Below are 19,801 nucleotides of genomic sequence, written 5' to 3' on the forward strand. Positions count from 1 at the left end.
GCCGTCATCCCTTCGGACGACCCGCGCACCTCGAACGGTGCACCGGACAGGGCCAGGACGATGCGTCCGGCCGATGTGGCCGCCCGGGCCGCGCCGCGAGGCTGGAGCCATGATCACCGTGGAGCACCTGACCAAGAGGTACGGGCCGCACACGGCCGTGGACGACGTGTCGTTCACCGCCGCCCCCGGCCACGTCACCGGCTTCCTGGGCCCGAACGGCGCCGGCAAGTCGACCACCATGCGGATGATGTGCGGGCTCACGCCGGCCACGTCCGGCACGGCGCGCGTGCTCGGCGTGCCGTACGCGGCGCTGCCCAACCCGGGCCGCCGCGTCGGCGTGCTGCTCGACGCCTCCGCCCAGCACGCCGGCCGCACCGGCCGCGAGGTGCTGACCCTCACCGCCCTGCTGACCGGCGTCGAGCGCCGCCGCGTGGACGCGATGCTCGAGCTCGTCGGGCTCACCTCCCGCGAGGCGTCCCGCCGCGTCGGGGCCTACTCCCTGGGCATGCGCCAGCGCCTCGGCATCGCGAACGCCCTGCTGGGCGACCCGGAGGTGCTGATCCTCGACGAGCCGGCCAACGGCCTCGACCCCGCCGGCATCCGCTGGATGCGCGACCTGCTGCAGGACTTCGCCGGCCGCGGCGGCACCGTGCTGCTGTCCTCCCACCTGCTGAGCGAGGTGGAGCTCGTCGCCGACCGCCTCGTCGTCATCGGCCGCGGCCGCATCGTGGCGCAGGGCACCAAGGACGAGCTGCTCCGCAAGGCGGGGACGTTCGCCCGGTCCGACGACGACGCCGCGCTCGCCGCGGCGCTGCACGCGGCGGGCATCGCCGCCGAGCAGCACGCCACCGGCGGGGTCACCGCCGAGGCCGAGGCCGCCGACGTCGCGCGGGCGGCCGCCCGCGCCGGCGTGGTGGTGGTCGAGCTGCGCGCCGCGGACTCCCGCGGCCTCGAGGAGCTCTTCCTCGAGCTCACCGCCGACGACGCCCGAGAGGCGGTGTCCGCATGAGCGCCCCCGCCGTCGCTCGTCCCACGGCGCCCCGCGGAGCGGCCGGCGCCGTCCGGCCGGTCTCCTTCGCCACGCTGACGCTCGTCGAGTGGCGCAAGCAGCTCGACACCCGCGCCGGGCGCTGGCTCCTGGTCACGATCGGCGTCGTCACCGCCGCCGTGCTGGCGATCATGGCGATCGTCGACGGCGGGAACCACTCGTTCGAGGCGTTCCTCGTCGGCACGTCGACGCCGATGCTCCTGCTGCTGCCCATCGTGGGCGTGCTCGCGGCCACCTCCGAGTGGTCGCAGCGCACCGCGCTGGTGACGTTCGCGCTCGAGCCGCGGCGCACCCGCGTCGGCCTGGCCAAGCTGGTCAGCGCGGTCGCCTCCGGCGTCGCGTTCTACCTCGCCGCCGTGGCGCTCGCGGCGCTGGCGCACCTCGCCGTCGTCGTCCTGCGCGACGCCGACGCCGCCTGGAGCCTCGACCTCGGCACCGCCGCGGGCCTGCTCCTGCTGGTGGTGCTGTTCATGGCGCAGGGCATCGGCTTCGGCCTCGTCCTGCTCAACACGCCCGCCGCGATCGTGACCCTGCTGGTGCTGCCGACCGTGTTCAGCATCGTCGGGTCGCTCATCCCGGGCGTCGTGGACGCCCTGCCGTGGATCGACCTCAGCAGCGCCAGCACACCGCTGGTGATGGGCGAGGCGCCCGACGGCGAGGAGTGGGCACGGATCGCCACCGCGTCGCTGATCTGGGTCGTCGCCCCGGTCGTCGGCGGCCTGGTGCGGGTGGCGCGCCGCGAGGTGAAGTCGGCCTGACGCCGGCCTCGGACCGTGGCCCGGGCGGCGCTGCCGCCCGGGCCACGGTCGTCGCGCGCGCCCGCCCGGACGTCTGATCGGCGATCCGTTGGCCGATCGGTGATCCGGATCGCCGATCGGCCAACGGATCACCGAACAGACACGGGGCGCAGGTGCGCGGTCATCCCCGCAGCCGGGCACCGGCGCGTCGCACCCAGGCCCGCTGCCACGGCGTCTCCGCCGCCCGTGGGTGGTAGTGCGCCCGCACCCACGCCACGGCGTCGCGCGGCTCGACGCCGCTCATGACCGCCAGCAGCGCCAGCGCCGAGCCGGTGCGCCCCCGGCCGGCGCCGCACGCGATCTCCACGCGCTCGTCGGCGGCGCGGTCGTGCGCGTCCCGCAGCGCGGCGACGGCGGCGTCCGCGGCGGCCGGCAGGCCGAAGTCGCGCCACCGGACCCACCGGTACGGCCACCCCGCCGGCCCGGGGTCGGCGGCAAGGAGGTAGACGGCGAGGTCGGGGGCGGGGACGTCGCCGCGCGGGAGGCGGACGCCGGTGCCGCGGACCCGCCGGCCGTCCGGCAGCTCGACGACGCCGGGGACGGCGGTGTCCCAGGTGCTCACGATTGACCCTCCTCGGTCGCGATGCCGCTCCACCGACCGTAGCCCCCGGGGACCGCCGGACCCGCACCGCCGGGCGCCAGCCCGGGTGGTCGAGCGTGACCGCGCAGTCGACGGCCACCGCCGGCGGCAGCGCCCGCACGGCCGCAGCGACGCCCGCCCCGCGCACGCGCCGCTCAGACGTCGACGCGGTACCCGAGCGCCAGCTCGTCGCCGGCGAGGCCGCGGATCCCCCAGCTCTCCCGCGGGCTCTCGACGACCACCAGCTCGAGGTCGTCCACCGCGATCCCGAGGGCCGGGGCGACGTCGTCGAACACCGCGCGGACCAGCGCCCGCTTCGCCTCCCGCGAGCGCCCCGCGAAGCAGAGCACCTCCACCAGCAGGTAGGCCTCGGACCGGGGCACCAGCAGGTCGCCGTCGTCGAGCAGGAGGAAGCGGTGGAACCGCTTGTCCTCCGGGATCTGCCACTGCCGCACCAGGACGCTGTGCAGGGCGTCGGACACCTCCGTGCGCCGCTCGCCCCACACCCGGCGCAGCCCGCTGACGGTGACGTGGACCATGCCGGGACCCTAGCGGCCGGAGGGCGGGCGGTCGTGAGCCACCTCGCCGCGCCGCTCGGGCGGCCCGTGCGGGCTCGTCGGGCGGCGTGTCACCGCCCCGCCGCCTCGGCCCCTTGGGAGGCTCGGTGACCGGTGGTCCGTCCCAGCGGACGAGAGGCGGAGCGATGCCCCCGACACCCGACGTGCGCCCGGTCGGCGACCTCCCGGACGCGATCGGCAGGACCGCCGCGCGCGCGCTCCTCGACCACGGCGTCACGAGCCTGCGGCAGGTGGCCGAGCACTCGGCCCAGGAGCTCCTGGCCCTCCACGGTGTCGGCCCGAAGGCCGTCGCCGTCCTCCGCGCCGCCCTCGCCGAGCAGGGTCTCGGCTACCGGGCGCCCTGAGCGGGCGACCCGGGTGCGGCTCAGGCGGGCCCGCGCCGCATCTCGAGCGTGATCTGCTCCGCGTCGAGCAGGTCGAGCGCCCGCTCGAGCTGTCGCGAGTCGTGCACGCCCGCCGACCGCTCCTTGAGCAGCGCGGCCCGCTGCGCGTCGATGGTGCGCAGCCGCAGCTCCTTGTACTGCTTGAACCGGTGCGTGGTCTCGCGGGCGTCCACCTCCTCGGTGGCGTGGTCGTGCACGACGTCGTGGCGCACGCGCGCGACGACGTCCGGCTCGTACGGGCTGCCGTCGGCGCGGGTCAGACCGTCGCCGTCGAGCATCCGCTGTGCGGCCGCCTCGATCACCGAGCGCAGCGCCGCGTACTGCGCCGGGTCGACCCGGCGGGTGCCGCCGAGCCCGAGCCGCTTGACCACCCACGGCAGCGTGCCGCCCTGGACCAGCAGCGTGCCGGCGGCGACACCGAACGCCACGAGCACCACGAAGGAGCGGTGCGGGAACTCCGCGGGCAGCGACTGCGCCGCGGCCAGGGTGACGACGCCGCGCATGCCCGCCCACACGAGCAGCACGCCCTCGCGCGGGCCGAGCGGCTTGGCGGTGAGGTAGTCGATGTCCGCGGCGCGCCGGCGCAGCACCCGCTGCACCCGCCGGGCCCGCGCGACGGGCACCTGGCCGGCGGGACCGCCGGCGGCGCCGTCGGGCGCGGCCGAGGCGGCCAGACTCTCCTGGATCCGGTCCTGCATGCCCTGCAGCACGGCGCGCAGCGACTCGGCGCGGCGCGCCCGCCGGGACAGCTGCCACAGCAGGGGCGCCACGTAGGCCGAGCGGATCACCAGCACCAGGACGGCGGCGAGCGCCGCGATGCCGGCGCCGCGCCACAGGCTGCCGTGCTCGGCCCGCACGTCCTCGACCAGGGCGAACAGCTCGAGACCCATGACCAGGAAGACCGCGCCCTCGAGCAGCATGTCCACGGTGTGCCAGTTGGCGTTCTCGGCGACGCGGTCCTGCGGGCGCAGGCGCGCCGCTCCGTGGCCCGTGATGAGGCCCGCCGTGACCACGGAGACCAGGCCCGACGCCTCCAGGTGCTCGGCCGGCAGGTACGCCACGAACGGCACCACGAGCGAGACGGCGGTGGACAGCGCCGCGCTGGCGACCCGGCGTCGGACCTGCAGGCCCACCCACCCGACGACGGCGCCGCAGACCACCGCGCCCACGACGGCCCAGAGGAAGTCGCCCACCACCTCGGCCAGCGACACGCTGGCCGCCGTCGCGGCCACCGCGGAGCGCAGCAGCACCAGCGCCGAGGCGTCGTTGAGCAGCCCCTCCCCCTCGAGCACCGTGACCACGCGCGGGCTGGCACCGAGCCGCCTGACGATCGACGTCGCGACGGCGTCGGTGGGGCTCACGATCGCGCCGAGGGCCACGCCGCCGGCGAACCCGAGGCCGGGCACCAGCGCGGAGAACACGAGCCCGAGCAGCAGCGACGTGACGACCACGAGCACCACGGACAGCCCACCGATCGCGGCGAAGTCGCGCCGGAAGTCCATCGTGGGCATCGACACGGCGGTGGAGTACAGCAGCGGCGGGAGCACGCCGGCGAGGATCCACTCCGGCTCGATCTCGATGGCGGGCACGAACGGCAGGAAGCTCACCGCCACGCCGAGGAGCACGAGGATCAACGGGGCGGCCACGCCGGTCCGGGGTGCGAGGGCGGTCACGGCGATGATGACGACGGCCGCAGCGGCCCCCACGACCAGCAGATCCATGCCGTCAGTCTCTCAGGCGCACCTGTGCGGCAGAGGCACGGGCGGCCGCCGCCGGCGCACGGCCACGGGGCGTGACGCGGGGCGAGGCGCGGCCCTAGCCTCGAACCGTCCGGCGGAGGAGACGAAGGGGTCCCGGCCATGACGGAGCAGAGCACGGCGGCGACGGCCGAGAAGGCCGACTTCCGCAGGTCCCTCGACGCCTACCGGGCGAGGCGGGGCGAGTTCCGCGTCGTCGACGTGCCGGCCCTGCAGTACCTGATGGTCGACGGCCACGGGGACCCGAACGGCTCGCCGGCGTTCACGGCGGCGGTCGAGGCGCTCTACCCCCTCGCGTACCGGCTGAAGTTCGCGAGCAAGCAGGACCTGGGCCGCGACTACGCCGTGATGCCCCTCGAGGGGCTGTGGTGGGCGGACGACATGGACGCGTTCACCGTGGCGCGGGACAAGTCCCGGTGGGACTGGACGCTGATGATCATGAACCCGGGCTGGGTCGACGCCGGCATGGTCGCGGCGGCGGCCGACCGCGTCGCGGCCAAGGCGCCGGCCCCGGCACGGCTCGCCGACGTCCGCCTCGAGACGCTGGCCGAGGGGCGCTGCGTGCAGACGCTGCACGTCGGCGCGTTCGACGACGAGGCCGACGTGCTGGCGCGGATGCACGACGAGGTCGTCCCGGGCCAGGGGCTGCGCATGGTCGGCCGCCACCACGAGATCTACCTCAGCGACTTCCGCCGGGTGCCGCCCGAGAAGCGCCGCACGATCCTGCGGCAGCCGGTCGAGGACGCCGCCGGGTAGCAGCGCCGGGCAGCATGACTGGACGCGGCGCCGGCGAGGGGCCGTCCGTCGCCGTCCGCGACGGGCAGGCGCCACCAGGTCTTGCGTAAAGATATATCTTTGACGTATCTTCATGGCGTCTGGTCGAGCGGCAGCCACGCGCCGCCGCTCCCTCCCGACGGGGCCCGGGCCCGCGCGCCGTCGTGGCGCGCCGCCCGCGCGAGGCCCGAGCGCACCTGCGCCGCCTCCGCCCCGCCGCACCCGCTCGACCCTCGCACCGATCGCAGGAGACCCCGATGCGTACCCCCGACTTCACCTCGTCCTTCCCCTCCCGCCCCTCCCGCTCCACCGACCCGTCCGGGCCCACCGACCCGTCCGGGCCCACCGACCCGTCCGGGCCCACCGATCCCTCCGGGCGCCGCGGCCGGGGCCGCCGCCGCGACGGGCGTCGCGAGCGCGGCACCGACCCGTGCGACCCGCGCGGCGCCTGGCCGGGCGCCTGGGAGAGCCCCTGGCAGAACCCGTGGCAGGGGCCCTGGCAGGGCTTCGGCTCCCGCTGGGCCATGGCCGGCGGCATGCCCGACGACGTCGCGCCCCGCGGCGGCGTGCAGCACTCCGGCCGCCCGACGCCCGAGGGCGAGGAGCCGTACCCCGTCCGGCGCGGCGGCCGCCGCGGCCCCGGGTCCGGGCCGGGTTTCGGCCCCTTCGGCCCCTTCGGCCCTGGCGGCGACCCGCGCGGCCCGGGCTCCGGCCACGGGTTCGGCCCGCGCGGCGGCCGTGGCCGCGGCCGCGCCGCCCGCGGCGAGATCCGCGCGGCCATCCTGGTCCTGCTCGCGGAGCAGCCCATGCACGGCTACCAGGTCATCTCCGAGTTGGCCGAGCGCACCGAGGGCGCGTGGCGGCCGAGCCCGGGCGCCGTCTACCCGGCGCTGAGCCTGCTCGCGGACGAGGGCCTCGTCGTCCTCACCGACGACGGCGGCCGCAAGCTGGCGTCGCTCACCGAGGCCGGCACCCGGTACGTCGAGGAGCACCGCGACGAGCTGGGCACCCCGTGGGAGCGTGCCGGCGAGGGCCGCTCCCACCGCCGCGAGCTGCGCACGGCCGTCGGCGCCCTCATGGGCGCCGTCGAGCAGGTGGCCCGCACCGGCACGCCGGACCAGGCCGCCCGCGCGGTGGCGCTGCTCGACGCCGCGCGGCGCGACGTCTACCGCCTGCTCGCCGACGACGTCCCGGACGAGCGCGCCTGAGGCCGACGGCCGGCGGAGGGCCGGCGACGGTCGGGGAGCTAGCCCAGCCCCTCGACCGTCGCCCCGTCCCAGCGCACCAGGTGACCGTCGATCGGCAGCACCAGCGCGTACCCGTCGCGCATGTCCTGCCGCCACGCGACGTCGCCGGTGCGCAGCTCGTACGCCGTCCACTCGGCGCCCGACCCGCCGTCGGACCAGCCCGGCGTGACCACGACGGCGCGGTGGCCGTCGGTGTAGACGGCGTGCACGTACGCCCCCATCTCCGTGCCGGCGCCGAACACGTCACCGCTGCCGGTGCCGACGTGGCTGCTCCACAGCTCCGCACCGGTGCGCGCGTCGAGCGCCACCATGCGGCTGTCCTGCCCCATCGCCAGCACCGTGCCGCCGGCCTGCGCCAGCACGCCCACCGGCGAGGCGAGCTCGGCGTCCCAGGCGCGCTCCGCGTCGTCGGCCGCCTGCGCGACGAGCCGGCCGCCGGACGGCGACAGCGCCACGCCCGCGTCGGTGCCGTCGCTCGCCCACGGGTCCATCAGGGGCCCGGCGAGCTCGCCCACGACGGCGGTGTCGGCCCCGAGGAGCGTCCACGCCTCGCCGTCGCGCTCCGCCGCGTCGTCGTCGTCGCGGCTCCCCAGCCGCGACGGCACGGCGTACCCGCCGCCGACCGTGGCGACGACCGCCTCGGTGCGCACCGTCTCGTCCCTCTCGGGCGCGTCGTCGCCCTCGGCCGGCCAGTCACGGTCGAGGCGCACGCCGTCGGGCGTGAGCTGGGCGTCCATGCCGCAGCCCGCGAGCGACAGCATCGTGGCCCCGGCGGTCACCTGGAGCGTGCCGTCCTCGAGCGGCCCCGGCTCCGTGCCGTCCTCCGACCAGGTGGCGCACGGGTACCAGCCGTCCCGGGTGACGCGCTCGGCCGGGAGGGTGGTCTCCCAGCGGAGGTCGCCGGTGACGGCGTCCTCGACGACCACGTGCACGTCGCGCGCCTTGACCGCGCCGTCCGGCACCCACGTCCCGTCCTCGCCCTCCTCGACGAGGCCGGGCTGGCGCCCCCGCTCGCCGACGCGCTGCGCGCGCACGAGACCGCCGTCCGCCGTCGGCGTCACGACGACGGCGTCGCCCTCCTCGGAGTCGGCCGACCCGAACACCGGTGAGACCTCGTCCACGCCCTCCAGCGCCCGCTGCGCCTGCACCTCGCCGTCGCCGTCGAGCACCAGCACGGCCCAGCCGTCGTCGGCGCGCTGCACGCAGACCAGCTCGTCCACCGGGTCGAGCCGCGGCACGTCACCGGCGACCAGGCTCATCGTCGTGCCGCAGGCCCGGACGCCGGCGACGTCGAGGGACCAGCGCTCCTCGCCGTTCTCCGGGTCGAGCGCGTGCAGCCGCGCCTGGCTGCGCCAGTCGGCCGCCGCGTCCGGGTCCTCGGCGCCGCCCGCCTCGGCCACCACGAGCAGCCCGTCGAGCTGCGCGACGGGCCACAGGTCGGCGCCCGGGGCGAAGCGCCACGTCGTGGTGGGCGGGGCGGACAGGTCGACGATGCCGCCCGGCGAGGCGGCGAGCCGGTCGAGGCGGTGCTGCTCGGCCACGGAGGTGGCCACCCCGGTGCTCACGACGAGCGCCGCGGCGACGGCCCCCGCAGCGACGACGCGCCCGCGGGGCTGCCGCGAGGCCCAGCCGGCGAGCCGGCCGCGGGCCCGGCCGAGCGGACCGGGCGGCTCCTCCTCGGCGCCGAGGGCGTCGCCGGCGGCGTCCGCCGCACCCGCGCCGCCGGGCAGGCCCGTGGTGGTGCGCGAGGTGGTGCGGTCCTCGGCCGCTGAGGGTGTGGCCCGGCCGGGCGCGCCCCCGTCTCCCTCGTCGTCCGGCACCAGCTCGAACGTCAGGGGGCCGTCGCTGCCGCGTCGGGGGGCCACCTGTGCAGGCTAAGTCCGCGCGGGCCCACCGGCCCGTGGGGCGGCGCGCCCGCCGTGGCCGACCTGCCGGCGGCCGCCGTCGCCAGCCGTGCCCCCGCGGCACGGGCGGCGGGCGGCGGCTGAGGGGTCGGCGGGTCAGCGCCGCCGGGCGGCGCGCTCGACGACCAGCTCGAGCAGCGCGGCGTTCGCGCGGCGGCGGCGGTCGGCGGGATCGACGGTGCGGTCGTCGCCGCGGGTGCGCTCGCGCGGCGCCTCGGCCCGCAGCAGGGCGGGTGCGCGGCGGGCCATGATCGACGGGTCGGCGGCCATCGGTGCTCCTCGGTCCAGGGTCGGCGCGGTTCCGGGGCGGCGCACCGGTCCGGCGTTCCGCGCCCAGCCTCCCGCCGGGCCGTTTCCGTGGTGTTGCCCCCGGCGAACGATCGGGTGACCGGGGGTGGCGCCGCGGCCCCGCGGTGGGCATGCTCGGGGCAGCGGAGCACCGACGAGCGAGGACGCCACGATGACCGACACCGCCACCTTCTGGATCTGCGCCACCTGCGGCGTCGAGCACGCCGACCGCCCCGCGGTCTGCGCGATCTGCGCCGACGAGCGCCAGTGGGTGCCGGCCACGGGCCAGCGCTGGACCACGCTCGACGAGCTCGCCGCCGCGGGCAGCGAGGTCGTGGCCGCGGAGCTCGAGCCCGGCCTGTGGGGGCTGCGCGTGCGGCCCGGGGTCGGCATCGGCCAGGAGTCCAAGCTGCTGGTGACCGACGCCGGCGCGCTGCTGTGGGACCCGCCGGCGTTCGTCGACGACGCCGCGGTGGCGCGGGTGCGCGAGCTCGCCGGGGAGCGCGGGGTCGTGGCGGTCGCGGCCAGCCACCCGCACATGTTCGGCGTCCAGGTCGAGTGGTCGCGCCGGCTCGGCGGGGTGCCGGTGCTGGTCAGCCGCGCCGACCTGGACTGGGTGGCGCGGCCGGACGCGGCCGTCGACGGCTGGGAGGGCGACCGCGTGGTCCTGCCGGGCGTGACGATGACGCAGCCGGGCGGGCACTTCCCCGGCTCCGCCGTCGTGCACTGGGCCGGCGGCGCCGACGGCCACGGCGTGCTGCTCTCCGGCGACACGATCTTCGCCAACCCCGACCGCACCAGCGTGAGCTTCATGCGGTCCTACCCCAACCGCATCCCGCTGTCGGCGCCGGTGGTCGAGCGCATCGCCGCCCACGTGGGCCGGTTCGCGTTCGAACGGCTCTACAACAACTTCGACGGCGTCATCCCGCACGCCGCCTACGACGTCGTGGAGCGCTCCGCCCGCCGGCACGCCGGGTGGGTGCGCGGCGAGCACGACCACCTCACCTGACACCGGGCGCGGCCGGCGCCCCGGGCTCAGTCGTCCGCGGGCGCCAGCTCGAGCCGCACCGTGACGTAGGAGTGGGCGGGCAGGTCCACCTCGAGCCCGCGCTTGTGCGCCCGGACGCCGTCGTGCAGCGCGGGCGCGACGGCGTCCGGCGTCGCCGCGGTGTTGTGCGCGTTCAGGGCCGGCGCGGTGAGCACGCGGGCGGTGTGCCCGACGACGTCGCGCCCGCGCAGGTCCAGCACCACCGTGCGCGCGGCGTCGGCGTCGAGGTTGGTCAGCGAGACCAGGGCGGTGTCGCCGCGGGTGGAGGCCGACGCCGAGACCAGCGGCAGCTCGCCGCCGTCGACCTCGCGGGTCGGCACGTCCCCGCGCAGGTGCACGGCCAGGGCTGCGGCGTCGTGGTGGCCGGTGTTCATGGCGAACACGTGGTACGTCGGGGTGAGCACCAGCGCGTCGGTCTCGGGGTCGGTCAGCACCATCGCCTGCAGCACGTTGACCGTCTGGGCGATGTTGGCCATCACCACCCGGTCGGCGTGCCGGTGAAAGGCGTCGAAGTGGACGCTCGCCACCAGCGCGTCGCGCAGGGTGTTCTGCTGGAGCAGGAACCCGGGGTCGGTGCCGGGCTCGACGTTCCACCACGTGCCCCACTCGTCGACGACCAGGCCCACGCGCTTCCTCGGGTCGTACCGGTCCATCATCGCCCCGTGCCGGGTGAGCAGCTCCTCCATGTGCGCCGCGCGGGACAGCGCCAGGTACCACTCGTCGGTGTCGAACCGCGTGGCCGAGCCCTTGTCGGACCACGGCCCGGTCATCGTGTAGTAGTGCAGCGACACCGCCTGGAACGGCGCGGCGCGGCCGTCGCCGCTCTCCAGCGGGTCGAAGGACCGCATCAGCGTCTCGGTCCAGTGGTAGTCGTGGTCGGAGGCGCCGGCGGCGATCCGGTACACCTCGTTGCCGGCGTGCTCGCGCACGTAGGTGGCGTACTGGCGGGCCAGCGAGGCGAACTGCTCGGCACGCAGGTTCCCGCCGCACCCCCACGCCTCGTTGCCGATGCCCCAGAACGGCACCTTCCACGGCTCGTCGCGGCCGTGCTCGCGGCGCAGCGCCGCCATCGGCGAGTCGTCCGCCCGCGTCAGGTACTCGATCCACTCGCTCATCTCGCGCACCGAGCCGGACCCGACGTTGCCCGAGACGTACGGGTCGGCCCCCAGCAGCTCGCACAGCGCCATGAACTCGTGGGTGCCGAACGCGTTGTCCTCCACGACGTCGCCCCAGTGGGAGTTGACCGTCCGGGGGCGCGCCTCGCGCGGCCCGACGCCGTCGCGCCAGTGGTAGTCGTCGGCGAAGCAGCCGCCCGGCCACCGCAGGTTCGGGATGTTGATCGCCCGCAGCGCCGCCACGACGTCGGAGCGGATGCCCCCGACGTTCGGCACGTCGGAGTCCTCCCCCACCCAGAAGCCGCCGTAGATGCACCGGCCCAGGTGCTCGGCGAAGTGGCCGTACACGTGCCGCGAGATGGTGGGGCCGGGCAGGTCGAGGTCGATGACGGCGACGGGCGACGACATGGTGGGGCTCCGTTCGTGGAGGGGCTAGGTGGTCGGCGGGGTGGTCGGCGGGGTGGTCGGCGGGGCGGTTCGGCGGGCGGGCGGTCAGCCCTTGACGCCGCCGGCCAGCAGGCCGTTGACGATGTGACGCTGGGTGAGGACGAAGAAGACGACCATCGGGATCAGGGCGACCACCGAGACGGTCATGAACATCGGCCAGTCCGTGGTGAACTCCGAGACCGCGTTGTAGACCTGCAGCACGACGGTCCGCTTCTCGGGGGTGGAGATCATCACCGTCGGCAGCAGGAAGTCGTTCCAGACCCACATCGTCTGGAAGACGCCGACGGTCACGAGGATCGGCTTGATCAGCGGCAGCACGATCCGCCAGAAGATCTGGAGCGCCCCCGCGCCGTCGAGGCGGGCGGCCTCGATGATCTCGAAGGGCAGGGTGCGCATGTACCCCTGGATCAGGAAGTAGCAGAAGATCGACCCGCCCAGGTACATGACCACCAGGCCGGTGAGGCTGTCGACGAGCTCGAACCCCACGAGCGTGCGGTACAGCGGGATCAGCGTGGACTGCCCGGGTACGACGAAGCCCAGCAGCAGCACCGCCCCGATGAGCTGGTTCAGCCGCGACGTGCGGATCACCATCGCGTACGCCGCGAGCGCCCCGACGAGCAGCTGCAGGAGCACGGAGGCCGCCGTCACCACGAGGGTGTTGACGAAGGACCGGTAGATGTCGGGGTCGCCGAGCACCTGCTGGTAGTTGCCGAGGAAGAGGTCGGTCGGCGGCGTGAGCGGGGCGGCCACCATGTCGCCCTGCGTCTTGAAGGTGTTGACGAGGATGTAGTAGAGCGGGATGCCGACGAAGCAGGCGGTCGCGATCATCGCGACGCTCAGCAGCACCCGCCGAACGGTCGTGCCGGTCGTGTGCATCAGACGAACCGCCTCTCGATCGCCTTGGTGAGCCGGAGCTGGCCGAACGCCAGCAGCCCCACGGCCACGGTGAACAGCACGGCCAGGGCGGACGCCAGGCCGTACCGCCCCTGCCCCACGCCGGAGACGACGATCGACTGGGTGATCGTGTAGGTGGCGAAGCCGGGGCCGCCGTTGGTCAGGGTGTACGGCAGGTCGAAGACCTTGAGCCCGCCGGTCATGAGCAGGAACGAGCTGATCACCAGCGCCGGGGTGAGCAGCGGCAGCGTGATGCCGAAGAACTGCTGCCGCGGCGAGGCGCCGTCGATCTTCGCCACCTCGTAGTACTCGGTGGGGATCGACTGGAGGTACGCGGTGTAGAGCACGGCGTGCCATCCCACGGCGGCCCACACGCCGACGACGACGACGGAGACCCGCGCGAGGTTGTCGTTCGACAGCCACGCGAGCGGGCCGATGCCGAACAGCTCGTCGAGCACGGAGTTGACGACGCCGGACTCGAGCGGCGACAGGATGTAGCGCCACACCAGGCCGAGGATCGCCATGCTCGGGATCGCGGGGAAGAACCACAGCGAGCGGACGAACCCGCGGCCGAAGAACCGCTTGTTGAGCTGCACGGCGAGCGGGATCGCCAGGACGGTGACGAGCACCGTGGTGGCGACGCCGAAGAGCAGCGTGAACCCCAGGCCGGCGAGCATCGAGGGGTCGGTGAGGATCGTGCGGTAGTTGGCGAGGCCGACGAAGCTCGCGTCGGGGCTGTAGCCGGTGAAGTCGGTGAGGCTCCACCAGAACGACTGGGCCAGCGGGACGACGAACAGGAAGACGAAGACGACGATCGCGGGCAGCAGGAACGCCTGGTTGACGGCGACCTGCTTCCAGCCGCCGACGCTCCGGCGCCGCTCGGGACGGGCCACGGTGGGCTGCGGGAGCGCCGCCCGCGGAAGGGTGGTTGCCATGGGGACCTACCTCCGGGCAGGGCCGGCGGACGCGAGCACGGCGCGCGCTCGCGTCCGCCGGGCGGTGGGTCAGGACGCGGCGAGCTTCGTGTCCAGCGCCTGGGCCACCTGCTGGGGCGTGACCTGGCCCTGGATCATCCGCTGCACCTGGGCGACGGCCTCGACGTTGAGGACGTCCTCGGACCGCTGCCAGGCGATCATCGGCAGGTAGAGCTCGCCCTCGCGGATCGCCGGCACGAGCGGTGCGAACGCCTCGTCCGGGGTCGGCTCGAAGTCGCTGGTGACGGTGACGTCGTTCGTCTGCTCCTCGAAGATCTCCATGGCCTCGGGGGTCGCGATGAACTCCAGGAACTTCTTCGCGGCAGCCTGCTGCTCCTCGTCGGCCTTCGCGTTGATCGCGTAGCCGGGCGTCGCCGCGCCGGCGAGGTACGGCTCGCTGCCCGGGAACGCCGGGACCGGCGCGAAGCCGAACTCCAGGTCCGGGGCGGCCTCGCGGACCGGGTTGATCACCCAGGGGCCGGCGTTGATCATCGCCACCCGGCCGTTGGCGAACTCGTCGCGGATCATGTCGCCGTCCAGGCCGACGACGTCCGGCGAGACGATGCCCTCGGTGTAGAGCCGGTCGTACTCCTCGAGGATCGGCGTCCACTGCTCCTCGAACGTGGACTCGCCCGAGAAGATCTGCTCGTCCAGGCTCGGGTCCATCGTCGCGGTCTTCGCGCCCACCCAGGCCGACACCGTCGTCGGCATCTGGTCGACGCTCTCCAGGAACGGGGTGATGCCGGCGGCCTCGAGGTCCTTGCACAGCTGGAGGAACTCGTCCCAGGTCTCGGGCACCGTGTCGTGGCCGACCTGCGCGAGGAGGTCCTTGTTGTACAGGTAGCCGGCGGCCCAGGAGGAGACCGACATCCCGTAGACCTTGCCGTCGCGGCCGTAGGTCTCCTGGTTGAACTCCGGGATCTTGTCCAGGAACGCCTCGCCGGTCAGGTCGACGACGTGCTGGCCGTCGATGAGGCTGGTCTTGTTCTCCGCCGCGATCATGAAGACGTCCGGCGCCGTGCCCGACAGGACCCGGGTCTGCAGGGTCTGGATGTACTCCGCGACCGGCGGGGCGTAGGAGGCCTCGACGACGATGTCGGGGTGCGCCTCCTCGAACGCCTCGAGCAGCGGGGTCATCTGCGGCTCGGCGGTCCAGGACAGGTACGTCAGCGTCGTGCGGCCGTCGGCGGGCTCGGAACCGCCGCACGCGGTGAGGGCGAACAGGGCGACCGCCGCCAGCCCGCCCGTCACGAGACGAGATCGCTTCATGGGGAACTCCTTCGTTCGCTCCGGTCAGGGCGCCGGTCCGCCTGCCGCCGAGCCACGGTGCCCGGCGTGGTGTATCGATAAACCGACGCTGGCCGGAAGCGTAGAGTACGGTTCCGGCTCTTGCCAAGGGGTCCGCGGAGAGACTGCGACGAGGCCGTTCCCGGAAGGAGGTGCCGGTGCCTTCGACGATGAGCGACGTGGCTCGTGCGGCCGGCGTCTCGGTGATGACCGTGTCCAACGTGCTCGCCGGCCGCAAGCGCGTCTCGGACGAGACGCGCCGGCGCGTGTTGCGCGCCGTCGACGACCTCGACTACGAGGTCAACCTGACGGCCCGCCACCTGCGCGCCGGCCGCACCGACACGATCGCGCTGGTCGTGCCCGGCTTCGACCACCCGTACTTCGGGGAGCTGGCGACCCGGCTGGCCGACCGGCTGGCCGGGTCCGGCCGCCACCTCGTCGTCGAGCGCGGCGGCGCCAGCCGCGAGGGCGAGCTCGAGGCGCTGTCGCTGGCGCGGCTGCACCTGTACGACGGCGTGCTGCTCAGCGTGGTGGGCATGTCCGCGCAGGACGTCGACCAGCTCCGCACGACGGTGCCGCTCGTCATGCTCGGCGAGCTCGACATGCCGCGACGCTTCGACCACGTCCACATGGACAACGTGGCCGGGGCGCGGCTGGCGACGGCACGTCTCCTGGCGGCCGGCTCGCGGCGGGTCGCGGTCGTGGGCGGCACGCTCGAAGCGGGGCGCGGCATGCCCACGGCCCGCACGGTGGGCTGGGAGCGGGCGCACCGCGACGCCGGCCTGCCGGCGGACCCGGCCCTCGTGACCGGCCCGGGCGCCACCGACCTCGCCACCGGCGCGGCGGCGGTCCGGCGCCTGCTGGCGGCCGGGATCCCGTTCGACGGCGTCTTCGCCGTCACGGACACCCTGGCCGCGGGCGCGCTGGCGGGCCTGGCCGAGGCCGGCCTGCGGGTCCCCCAGGACGTCCAGGTGATCGGCTTCGACAACCTCGCCTCGTCCGAGTTCACCGTGCCGCCCCTGTCCACGGTGGACCCGGGGCACGACGTCATGGTCGACGAGGCGCTGCGCCTGCTCGACCGCCTGATCGACGCCGACGGCCACGCGGAGCCCGAGCACGTCACGGGCCCCGTGTCGCTCGCGCTGCGGGCGACGACCCGCCCGCTGCCCGGCGGGCAGGGCGCTACGGCGCCGGCGTCCCCACGTCGTCCTTGAGGAACGCCAGCACGGCGGCGACCCGGCGGTGCACGCCGGCCTCGGGCAGGCGCAGCTTGGTGAAGATCGCGTTGACGTGCTTCTCCACCGTCGACGCCGACAAGTGCAGCGCCTCCTCGATGCCCGCGTTCGTGCGCCCCCGCGCCATCTCGCGCAGCACGTCGAGCTCCCGCTTCGACAGCGCGGCCAGCCGCCCCGCGGGGCCCGTGCGGCGGCGCACCAGCGTGTCCACGATCACCGGGTCCACCACGGACCCGCCCACCCGTACCTCGCGCAGCGCGTGGACGAGGTCCTCCAGGTCGCCGATGCGGTCCTTGAGCAGGTACCCCAGCCCCGCCGACCCGTCGGCGAAGAGGGCCAGCGCGTAGCTCTCGTCGGTGTGCTGCGACAGCACCACGACCCCCGTGCCGGGGTGGTCGGCGCGGACCCGCCGCGCCGCCTCGATCCCCTCGCGGTGGTGGCCCGGTGGCATGCGGATGTCGGTGAGCACGACGTCGGGCGACAGGCGCCGCACCGCGTCCAGCAGCTCGACGGCGTTGCTCGTCGAGGCGACGACGGTGACCTCGCCGGAGTCCTCCAGCAGGCGCCGCAGCCCCTCGCGGACGAGGTAGTTGTCCTCCGCGATCACCACGCGCAGCACGTCGCGGTCAGGCATCGCGGCCGCCGAGGACCGGCAGCTCGACCCGCACGGTCGTGCCCGTGGGCCGGTTCGGCCCGACGTCGACCGTCCCCCGCAGCGCCCCCACCCGGTCGCGGATGTTCGCCAGGCCGCCCCGGTCGGCGGGCACCACCGCCGCCATGCCGCAGCCGTCGTCGCTGATGGTCACGCACAGGTGGCCGTCCATCCGGGCCAGCGCCACCGCTGCACGCGTCGCGTGGGCGTGCTTGGCGGTGTTGGCGAGCGCCTCACGGACCACGTAGAACGCCGTCGTCTCGACGTCGACGGGAAAGCGTTCCGCGCGGACGCGCTCGTCGGCGTCGACGTCGAGCGGGATGGGGAACCGTGCGGCGCCGGACTCCACGGCCGCGACCAGCCCGTTGTCGCTGAGCACGGGCGGGTGGATGCCGTGCGCCAGCTCGCGGATGTCGGTGAGCGTGCCGCGCGCGAGGTCCTGCAGCTCGGCGAGCTCGGACTCGCGGAGCTCGCCGCGGCCCAGGCGGTTGCGCGCCAGCCGCAGGCCGGCGATCAGCGCCACCACATCCTGCTGGACGCCGTCGTGCACGTCGCGCTCGAGGCGGCGGCGCTCGTCGTCCTGGGCGGCCACGAGCCGCTCGCGGGACGCCGTCAGCTCGTCGAGCCGGACGGCGAGCTGAGCGGTGAGGCGCACGTTCGCGACGGCCGCCGTGACGTGGCCCGCCACCGTGGCCAGCAGGGCGCGCTCGGCCTCGGAGTACTCGCCGTGGCGCCGCGGGCCCACCTCGACCAGCCCCAGCGGCTCGTCACCGCGGCGCAGCGCCTGCACGACGACGGGGTCCCCGGCGACGTCGCCGGCCTCCCCGCGCGGGGCGCCCGCCGGCCGGCCGTCCGGACCGGCGAGCCGGACGCGCACCCAGGCCGCCCCGAGGCCCGCGCGCACCGCCTCGGCGAGCCGCGCGAGCAGCTCCTGCGGCTCGCCCGCCTGCTCGAGACGGCCGAGCTCGTTGAGCATGGTGAGCTGCCGGTCCCGGTCCCCGAGCACGGTCCGCGCGATCCAGCGCTGCAGGGCGGCACGGGCCGGCAGCAGCGCCACCGCCAGGAGCGCGGTCAGCAACACCACGGTGATGGCCGCGACGCGGTCGCTGAGCAGCACCAGCGGCGTCGCGACGGCCATGGCGTAGAGGACGGCGATGAGCAGGTTGGAGGCGCGCACCCCCACCGGGCCGCGCTCGTCGGGAGCCACGGCGAAGGCCCCGTAGCGCAGGATGCCGTGCACGAACGTCGCGGGCAGCGCGAGCAGCGCGACCGTCACGAGCAGGGCGATGAGCGGGTGGAACGGCAGCGAGGTCCACAGCGTGCAGCTCACCACCGTCACGACGGTGACCACCAGCAGCAGCCGCAGCCGGCGGCGCACCTCCGGCGCGCCGCCCAGGGCGCGCGTCGCGAAGACGCCGAGGCCGATCGCCAGGGGCAGGTAGGGGTTGGCCAGCACCTGGACCGCCGGCACCGCCCACGCCAGGCCCGGCACCGCGATGGTGTTGGGCACGGGCACGCCCAGGTCCATGTGGGCGGGCACGGTCACCACGGGGAGCACGAGCAGCGCGAGCGGCACCCCCAGGAGGCACAGCCAGGTGCAACGGGCCGCGACCAGCTGCCACCGCCGCTCGGGCGTCCCGTCGGGGTAGCACGCGAGCAGCACGGCCATGCCCGCGACCCCCAGCGACTCCCCAGCGAGCCCGAAGGCGCTGGCCCACGCGAACGACGGCTCGTGGATCACGGTGGGGTCGAGCCCCACGAACGTCAGGTAGGCGGTCTCCATCGCCATGCCCGTGCCGGCCACGGCCACGTAGACGGCCTCAGGGGACGTCGACACCGTGAGCAGCCACGTGCCGAACACGACCACCGGCAGCACACCGAGCAGAGGCCACCCGAGCGCGTGCCCGACCCCCGGGTCGAGGAACCCGCGCACCACGACGACGTAGGCGAGCGACGCGGCGCCCAGCGTCCCCAGCGTCGCGAGCCACCCCCACCTGCGGAGCACCCTCCTATGATCCGCCGCCGCGGCGCGGCGCGGGAGGGGGTAGCGCCCGGCCACCCCCGGGGACAGCCCCCACCGCCGCGGGGCCAGCCCCGTTCCGGCGCCGGACGCCGGGCGGCAGCCTGGAGGGCAGCGGGCCGGCCGGCCCGCCCGGAGTCTCGCAGGCAGGGCTCGGTGCCGAGCCCGCGGAGAAGGGAGACCGCCATGCGCAAGGCTTACGCGGTCCTGGCCTGGATCATCGCCGGAGCCGTCGTCGTCCAGGCCGCGGCGATCGCGTTCGGGTTCAGCGGCCTGATCCGGTGGGTCCAGGACGGCGGCGTCCTCGACAAGGCCGCCCTCGAGGCCGAGGACGCCACGTTCGCGGGCGTCTTCGGCTTCGTCGTCCACTCCCTCAACGGCCAGTTCCTGATCCCCCTCGTGTCCGTCGCGCTGCTGGGCGTGTCCATCGGCGTCCACGACCGCCGGGCGCGGGTGCTGGCGGCCGTGCTGCTGCTGCTCGTCGCCGCGCAGGTGACGCTCGGCCTCACCGCGCCCGCGGCCCCGTACCTGGGCATCCTGCACGGCGCGAACGCGCTGGCGATCCTGCTCACCGCCATCACCGCCGCGCGGCTGGTGCGCCCCGGGCGCGCCCCGGCGGCAGCCGCCCCCGGCGCGCCCGCCACCCGGGGCGCGTCGCTCGCGGACCGTGCCCGCGACGCCTGAGGGCTCTCGCACGAGGGCCGCCGAGCCGCCGGAACCGCCGCAGGCCGGCGGGACGCGACGGCGCCGCCGGCTCGTCGTCGCCGTCGCGT

19 protein-coding genes are annotated in these 19,801 nt (G+C 75.4%); 8 read left to right on the plus strand and 11 right to left on the minus strand.

What is annotated here, in order from left to right; all coding sequences use genetic code 11:
• Nucleotides 1–109: 109 nt before the first annotated feature.
• Together U5M74_RS06855 and U5M74_RS06860 are read left to right on the plus strand one after the other, a co-directional pair.
• Entirely contained in the window at nucleotides 110–1,009 is a 900-nt protein-coding gene (locus U5M74_RS06855; protein ID WP_410907417.1) for an ABC transporter ATP-binding protein, read from the plus strand.
• Complete coding sequence (locus U5M74_RS06860) at nucleotides 1,006–1,806, plus strand: ABC transporter permease (RefSeq protein ID WP_410907419.1); 801 nt, start codon at nucleotides 1,006–1,008, stop codon at nucleotides 1,804–1,806. The genes U5M74_RS06855 and U5M74_RS06860 overlap by 4 nt, the downstream gene beginning before the upstream one ends.
• A gap of 160 nt (nucleotides 1,807–1,966) precedes the next feature.
• Here U5M74_RS06860 and U5M74_RS06865 read toward each other — a convergent pair whose 3' ends face one another.
• On the minus strand, nucleotides 1,967–2,407 hold the full coding sequence (locus U5M74_RS06865) for a protein-tyrosine phosphatase family protein (protein ID WP_410907421.1): 441 nt from the start codon (nucleotides 2,405–2,407) through the stop codon (nucleotides 1,967–1,969).
• A 173-nt stretch (nucleotides 2,408–2,580) separates the two neighbouring features.
• Nucleotides 2,581–2,964, minus strand: coding sequence for a tautomerase family protein (locus tag U5M74_RS06870; protein WP_410907423.1), 384 nt, complete (start codon nucleotides 2,962–2,964; stop codon nucleotides 2,581–2,583).
• Between the two features lie 164 nt (nucleotides 2,965–3,128).
• Between U5M74_RS06870 and U5M74_RS06875 the strand changes: the two genes are divergently transcribed.
• Nucleotides 3,129–3,347, plus strand: a complete 219-nt coding sequence (locus U5M74_RS06875) for a helix-hairpin-helix domain-containing protein (protein WP_410907425.1) — start codon at nucleotides 3,129–3,131, stop codon at nucleotides 3,345–3,347.
• A 20-nt stretch (nucleotides 3,348–3,367) separates the two neighbouring features.
• Here U5M74_RS06875 and U5M74_RS06880 read toward each other — a convergent pair whose 3' ends face one another.
• Entirely contained in the window at nucleotides 3,368–5,107 is a 1,740-nt protein-coding gene (locus U5M74_RS06880; RefSeq protein WP_410907427.1) for a cation:proton antiporter, read from the minus strand.
• 138 nt (nucleotides 5,108–5,245) lie between these two features.
• Here U5M74_RS06880 and U5M74_RS06885 point away from each other — a divergent pair, with 138 nt between their 5' ends.
• Together U5M74_RS06885 and U5M74_RS06890 are read left to right on the plus strand one after the other, a co-directional pair.
• Nucleotides 5,246–5,899: a GyrI-like domain-containing protein gene (locus tag U5M74_RS06885; RefSeq protein ID WP_410907429.1), complete on the plus strand. Its 654-nt coding sequence runs from the start codon at nucleotides 5,246–5,248 to the stop codon at nucleotides 5,897–5,899.
• A gap of 275 nt (nucleotides 5,900–6,174) precedes the next feature.
• The gene (locus tag U5M74_RS06890; RefSeq protein ID WP_410907431.1) at nucleotides 6,175–7,125 is read left to right on the plus strand and encodes a PadR family transcriptional regulator; all 951 of its coding nucleotides are present in this window, start codon (nucleotides 6,175–6,177) and stop codon (nucleotides 7,123–7,125) included.
• A gap of 38 nt (nucleotides 7,126–7,163) precedes the next feature.
• Here U5M74_RS06890 and U5M74_RS06895 read toward each other — a convergent pair whose 3' ends face one another.
• Both U5M74_RS06895 and U5M74_RS06900 read right to left on the minus strand, forming a co-directional pair.
• Nucleotides 7,164–9,029: a PQQ-binding-like beta-propeller repeat protein gene (locus U5M74_RS06895; protein ID WP_410907433.1), complete on the minus strand. Its 1,866-nt coding sequence runs from the start codon at nucleotides 9,027–9,029 to the stop codon at nucleotides 7,164–7,166.
• Between the two features lie 135 nt (nucleotides 9,030–9,164).
• Nucleotides 9,165–9,338, minus strand: coding sequence for a hypothetical protein (locus U5M74_RS06900; protein WP_410907435.1), 174 nt, complete (start codon nucleotides 9,336–9,338; stop codon nucleotides 9,165–9,167).
• Nucleotides 9,339–9,528: 190 nt separating this feature from the next.
• On the opposite strand from U5M74_RS06900, the gene U5M74_RS06905 reads away from it, so the two are divergent.
• A complete protein-coding gene (locus U5M74_RS06905) occupies nucleotides 9,529–10,365 on the plus strand; it encodes a hydrolase (protein ID WP_410907437.1) in 837 nt (278 codons plus the stop codon).
• Nucleotides 10,366–10,391: 26 nt separating this feature from the next.
• Here U5M74_RS06905 and U5M74_RS06910 read toward each other — a convergent pair whose 3' ends face one another.
• The 4 genes from U5M74_RS06910 to U5M74_RS06925 form a co-directional block, all read right to left on the minus strand.
• A complete protein-coding gene (locus U5M74_RS06910; RefSeq protein ID WP_410907439.1) occupies nucleotides 10,392–11,927 on the minus strand; it encodes an alpha-N-arabinofuranosidase in 1,536 nt (511 codons plus the stop codon).
• A gap of 84 nt (nucleotides 11,928–12,011) precedes the next feature.
• Entirely contained in the window at nucleotides 12,012–12,812 is an 801-nt protein-coding gene (locus tag U5M74_RS06915; protein WP_410907441.1) for a carbohydrate ABC transporter permease, read from the minus strand.
• Nucleotides 12,813–12,841: 29 nt separating this feature from the next.
• Nucleotides 12,842–13,795, minus strand: a complete 954-nt coding sequence (locus tag U5M74_RS06920) for a carbohydrate ABC transporter permease (protein WP_410907443.1) — start codon at nucleotides 13,793–13,795, stop codon at nucleotides 12,842–12,844.
• Between the two features lie 69 nt (nucleotides 13,796–13,864).
• Nucleotides 13,865–15,103, minus strand: coding sequence for an ABC transporter substrate-binding protein (locus U5M74_RS06925; protein WP_410907446.1), 1,239 nt, complete (start codon nucleotides 15,101–15,103; stop codon nucleotides 13,865–13,867).
• A 176-nt stretch (nucleotides 15,104–15,279) separates the two neighbouring features.
• Here U5M74_RS06925 and U5M74_RS06930 point away from each other — a divergent pair, with 176 nt between their 5' ends.
• Nucleotides 15,280–16,335 carry a LacI family DNA-binding transcriptional regulator gene (locus U5M74_RS06930; protein WP_410907448.1) on the plus strand — a complete coding sequence of 352 codons (1,056 nt, stop codon included), beginning with the start codon at nucleotides 15,280–15,282 and terminating at the stop codon, nucleotides 16,333–16,335.
• On the opposite strand, the gene U5M74_RS06935 is transcribed toward U5M74_RS06930, so the two are convergent.
• On the minus strand, nucleotides 16,304–16,990 hold the full coding sequence (locus tag U5M74_RS06935; protein WP_410907450.1) for a response regulator transcription factor: 687 nt from the start codon (nucleotides 16,988–16,990) through the stop codon (nucleotides 16,304–16,306). The genes U5M74_RS06930 and U5M74_RS06935 overlap by 32 nt on opposite strands.
• Entirely contained in the window at nucleotides 16,983–19,013 is a 2,031-nt protein-coding gene (locus U5M74_RS06940) for a sensor histidine kinase (protein WP_410907452.1), read from the minus strand. Before U5M74_RS06940 ends, U5M74_RS06935 begins: the two co-directional genes overlap by 8 nt.
• A gap of 201 nt (nucleotides 19,014–19,214) precedes the next feature.
• Here U5M74_RS06940 and U5M74_RS06945 point away from each other — a divergent pair, with 201 nt between their 5' ends.
• Nucleotides 19,215–19,712 (plus strand): hypothetical protein, encoded by a 498-nt coding sequence (locus U5M74_RS06945; RefSeq protein WP_410907454.1) that lies wholly within the window; start codon nucleotides 19,215–19,217, stop codon nucleotides 19,710–19,712.
• The last annotated feature ends 89 nt before the right edge of the window (nucleotides 19,713–19,801 follow it).

This window comes from Puerhibacterium sp. TATVAM-FAB25 (assembly GCF_046535855.1).
In the GTDB taxonomy this organism is placed as follows: Bacteria; Actinomycetota; Actinomycetes; order Actinomycetales; family Cellulomonadaceae; genus Puerhibacterium; species Puerhibacterium variabilis_A.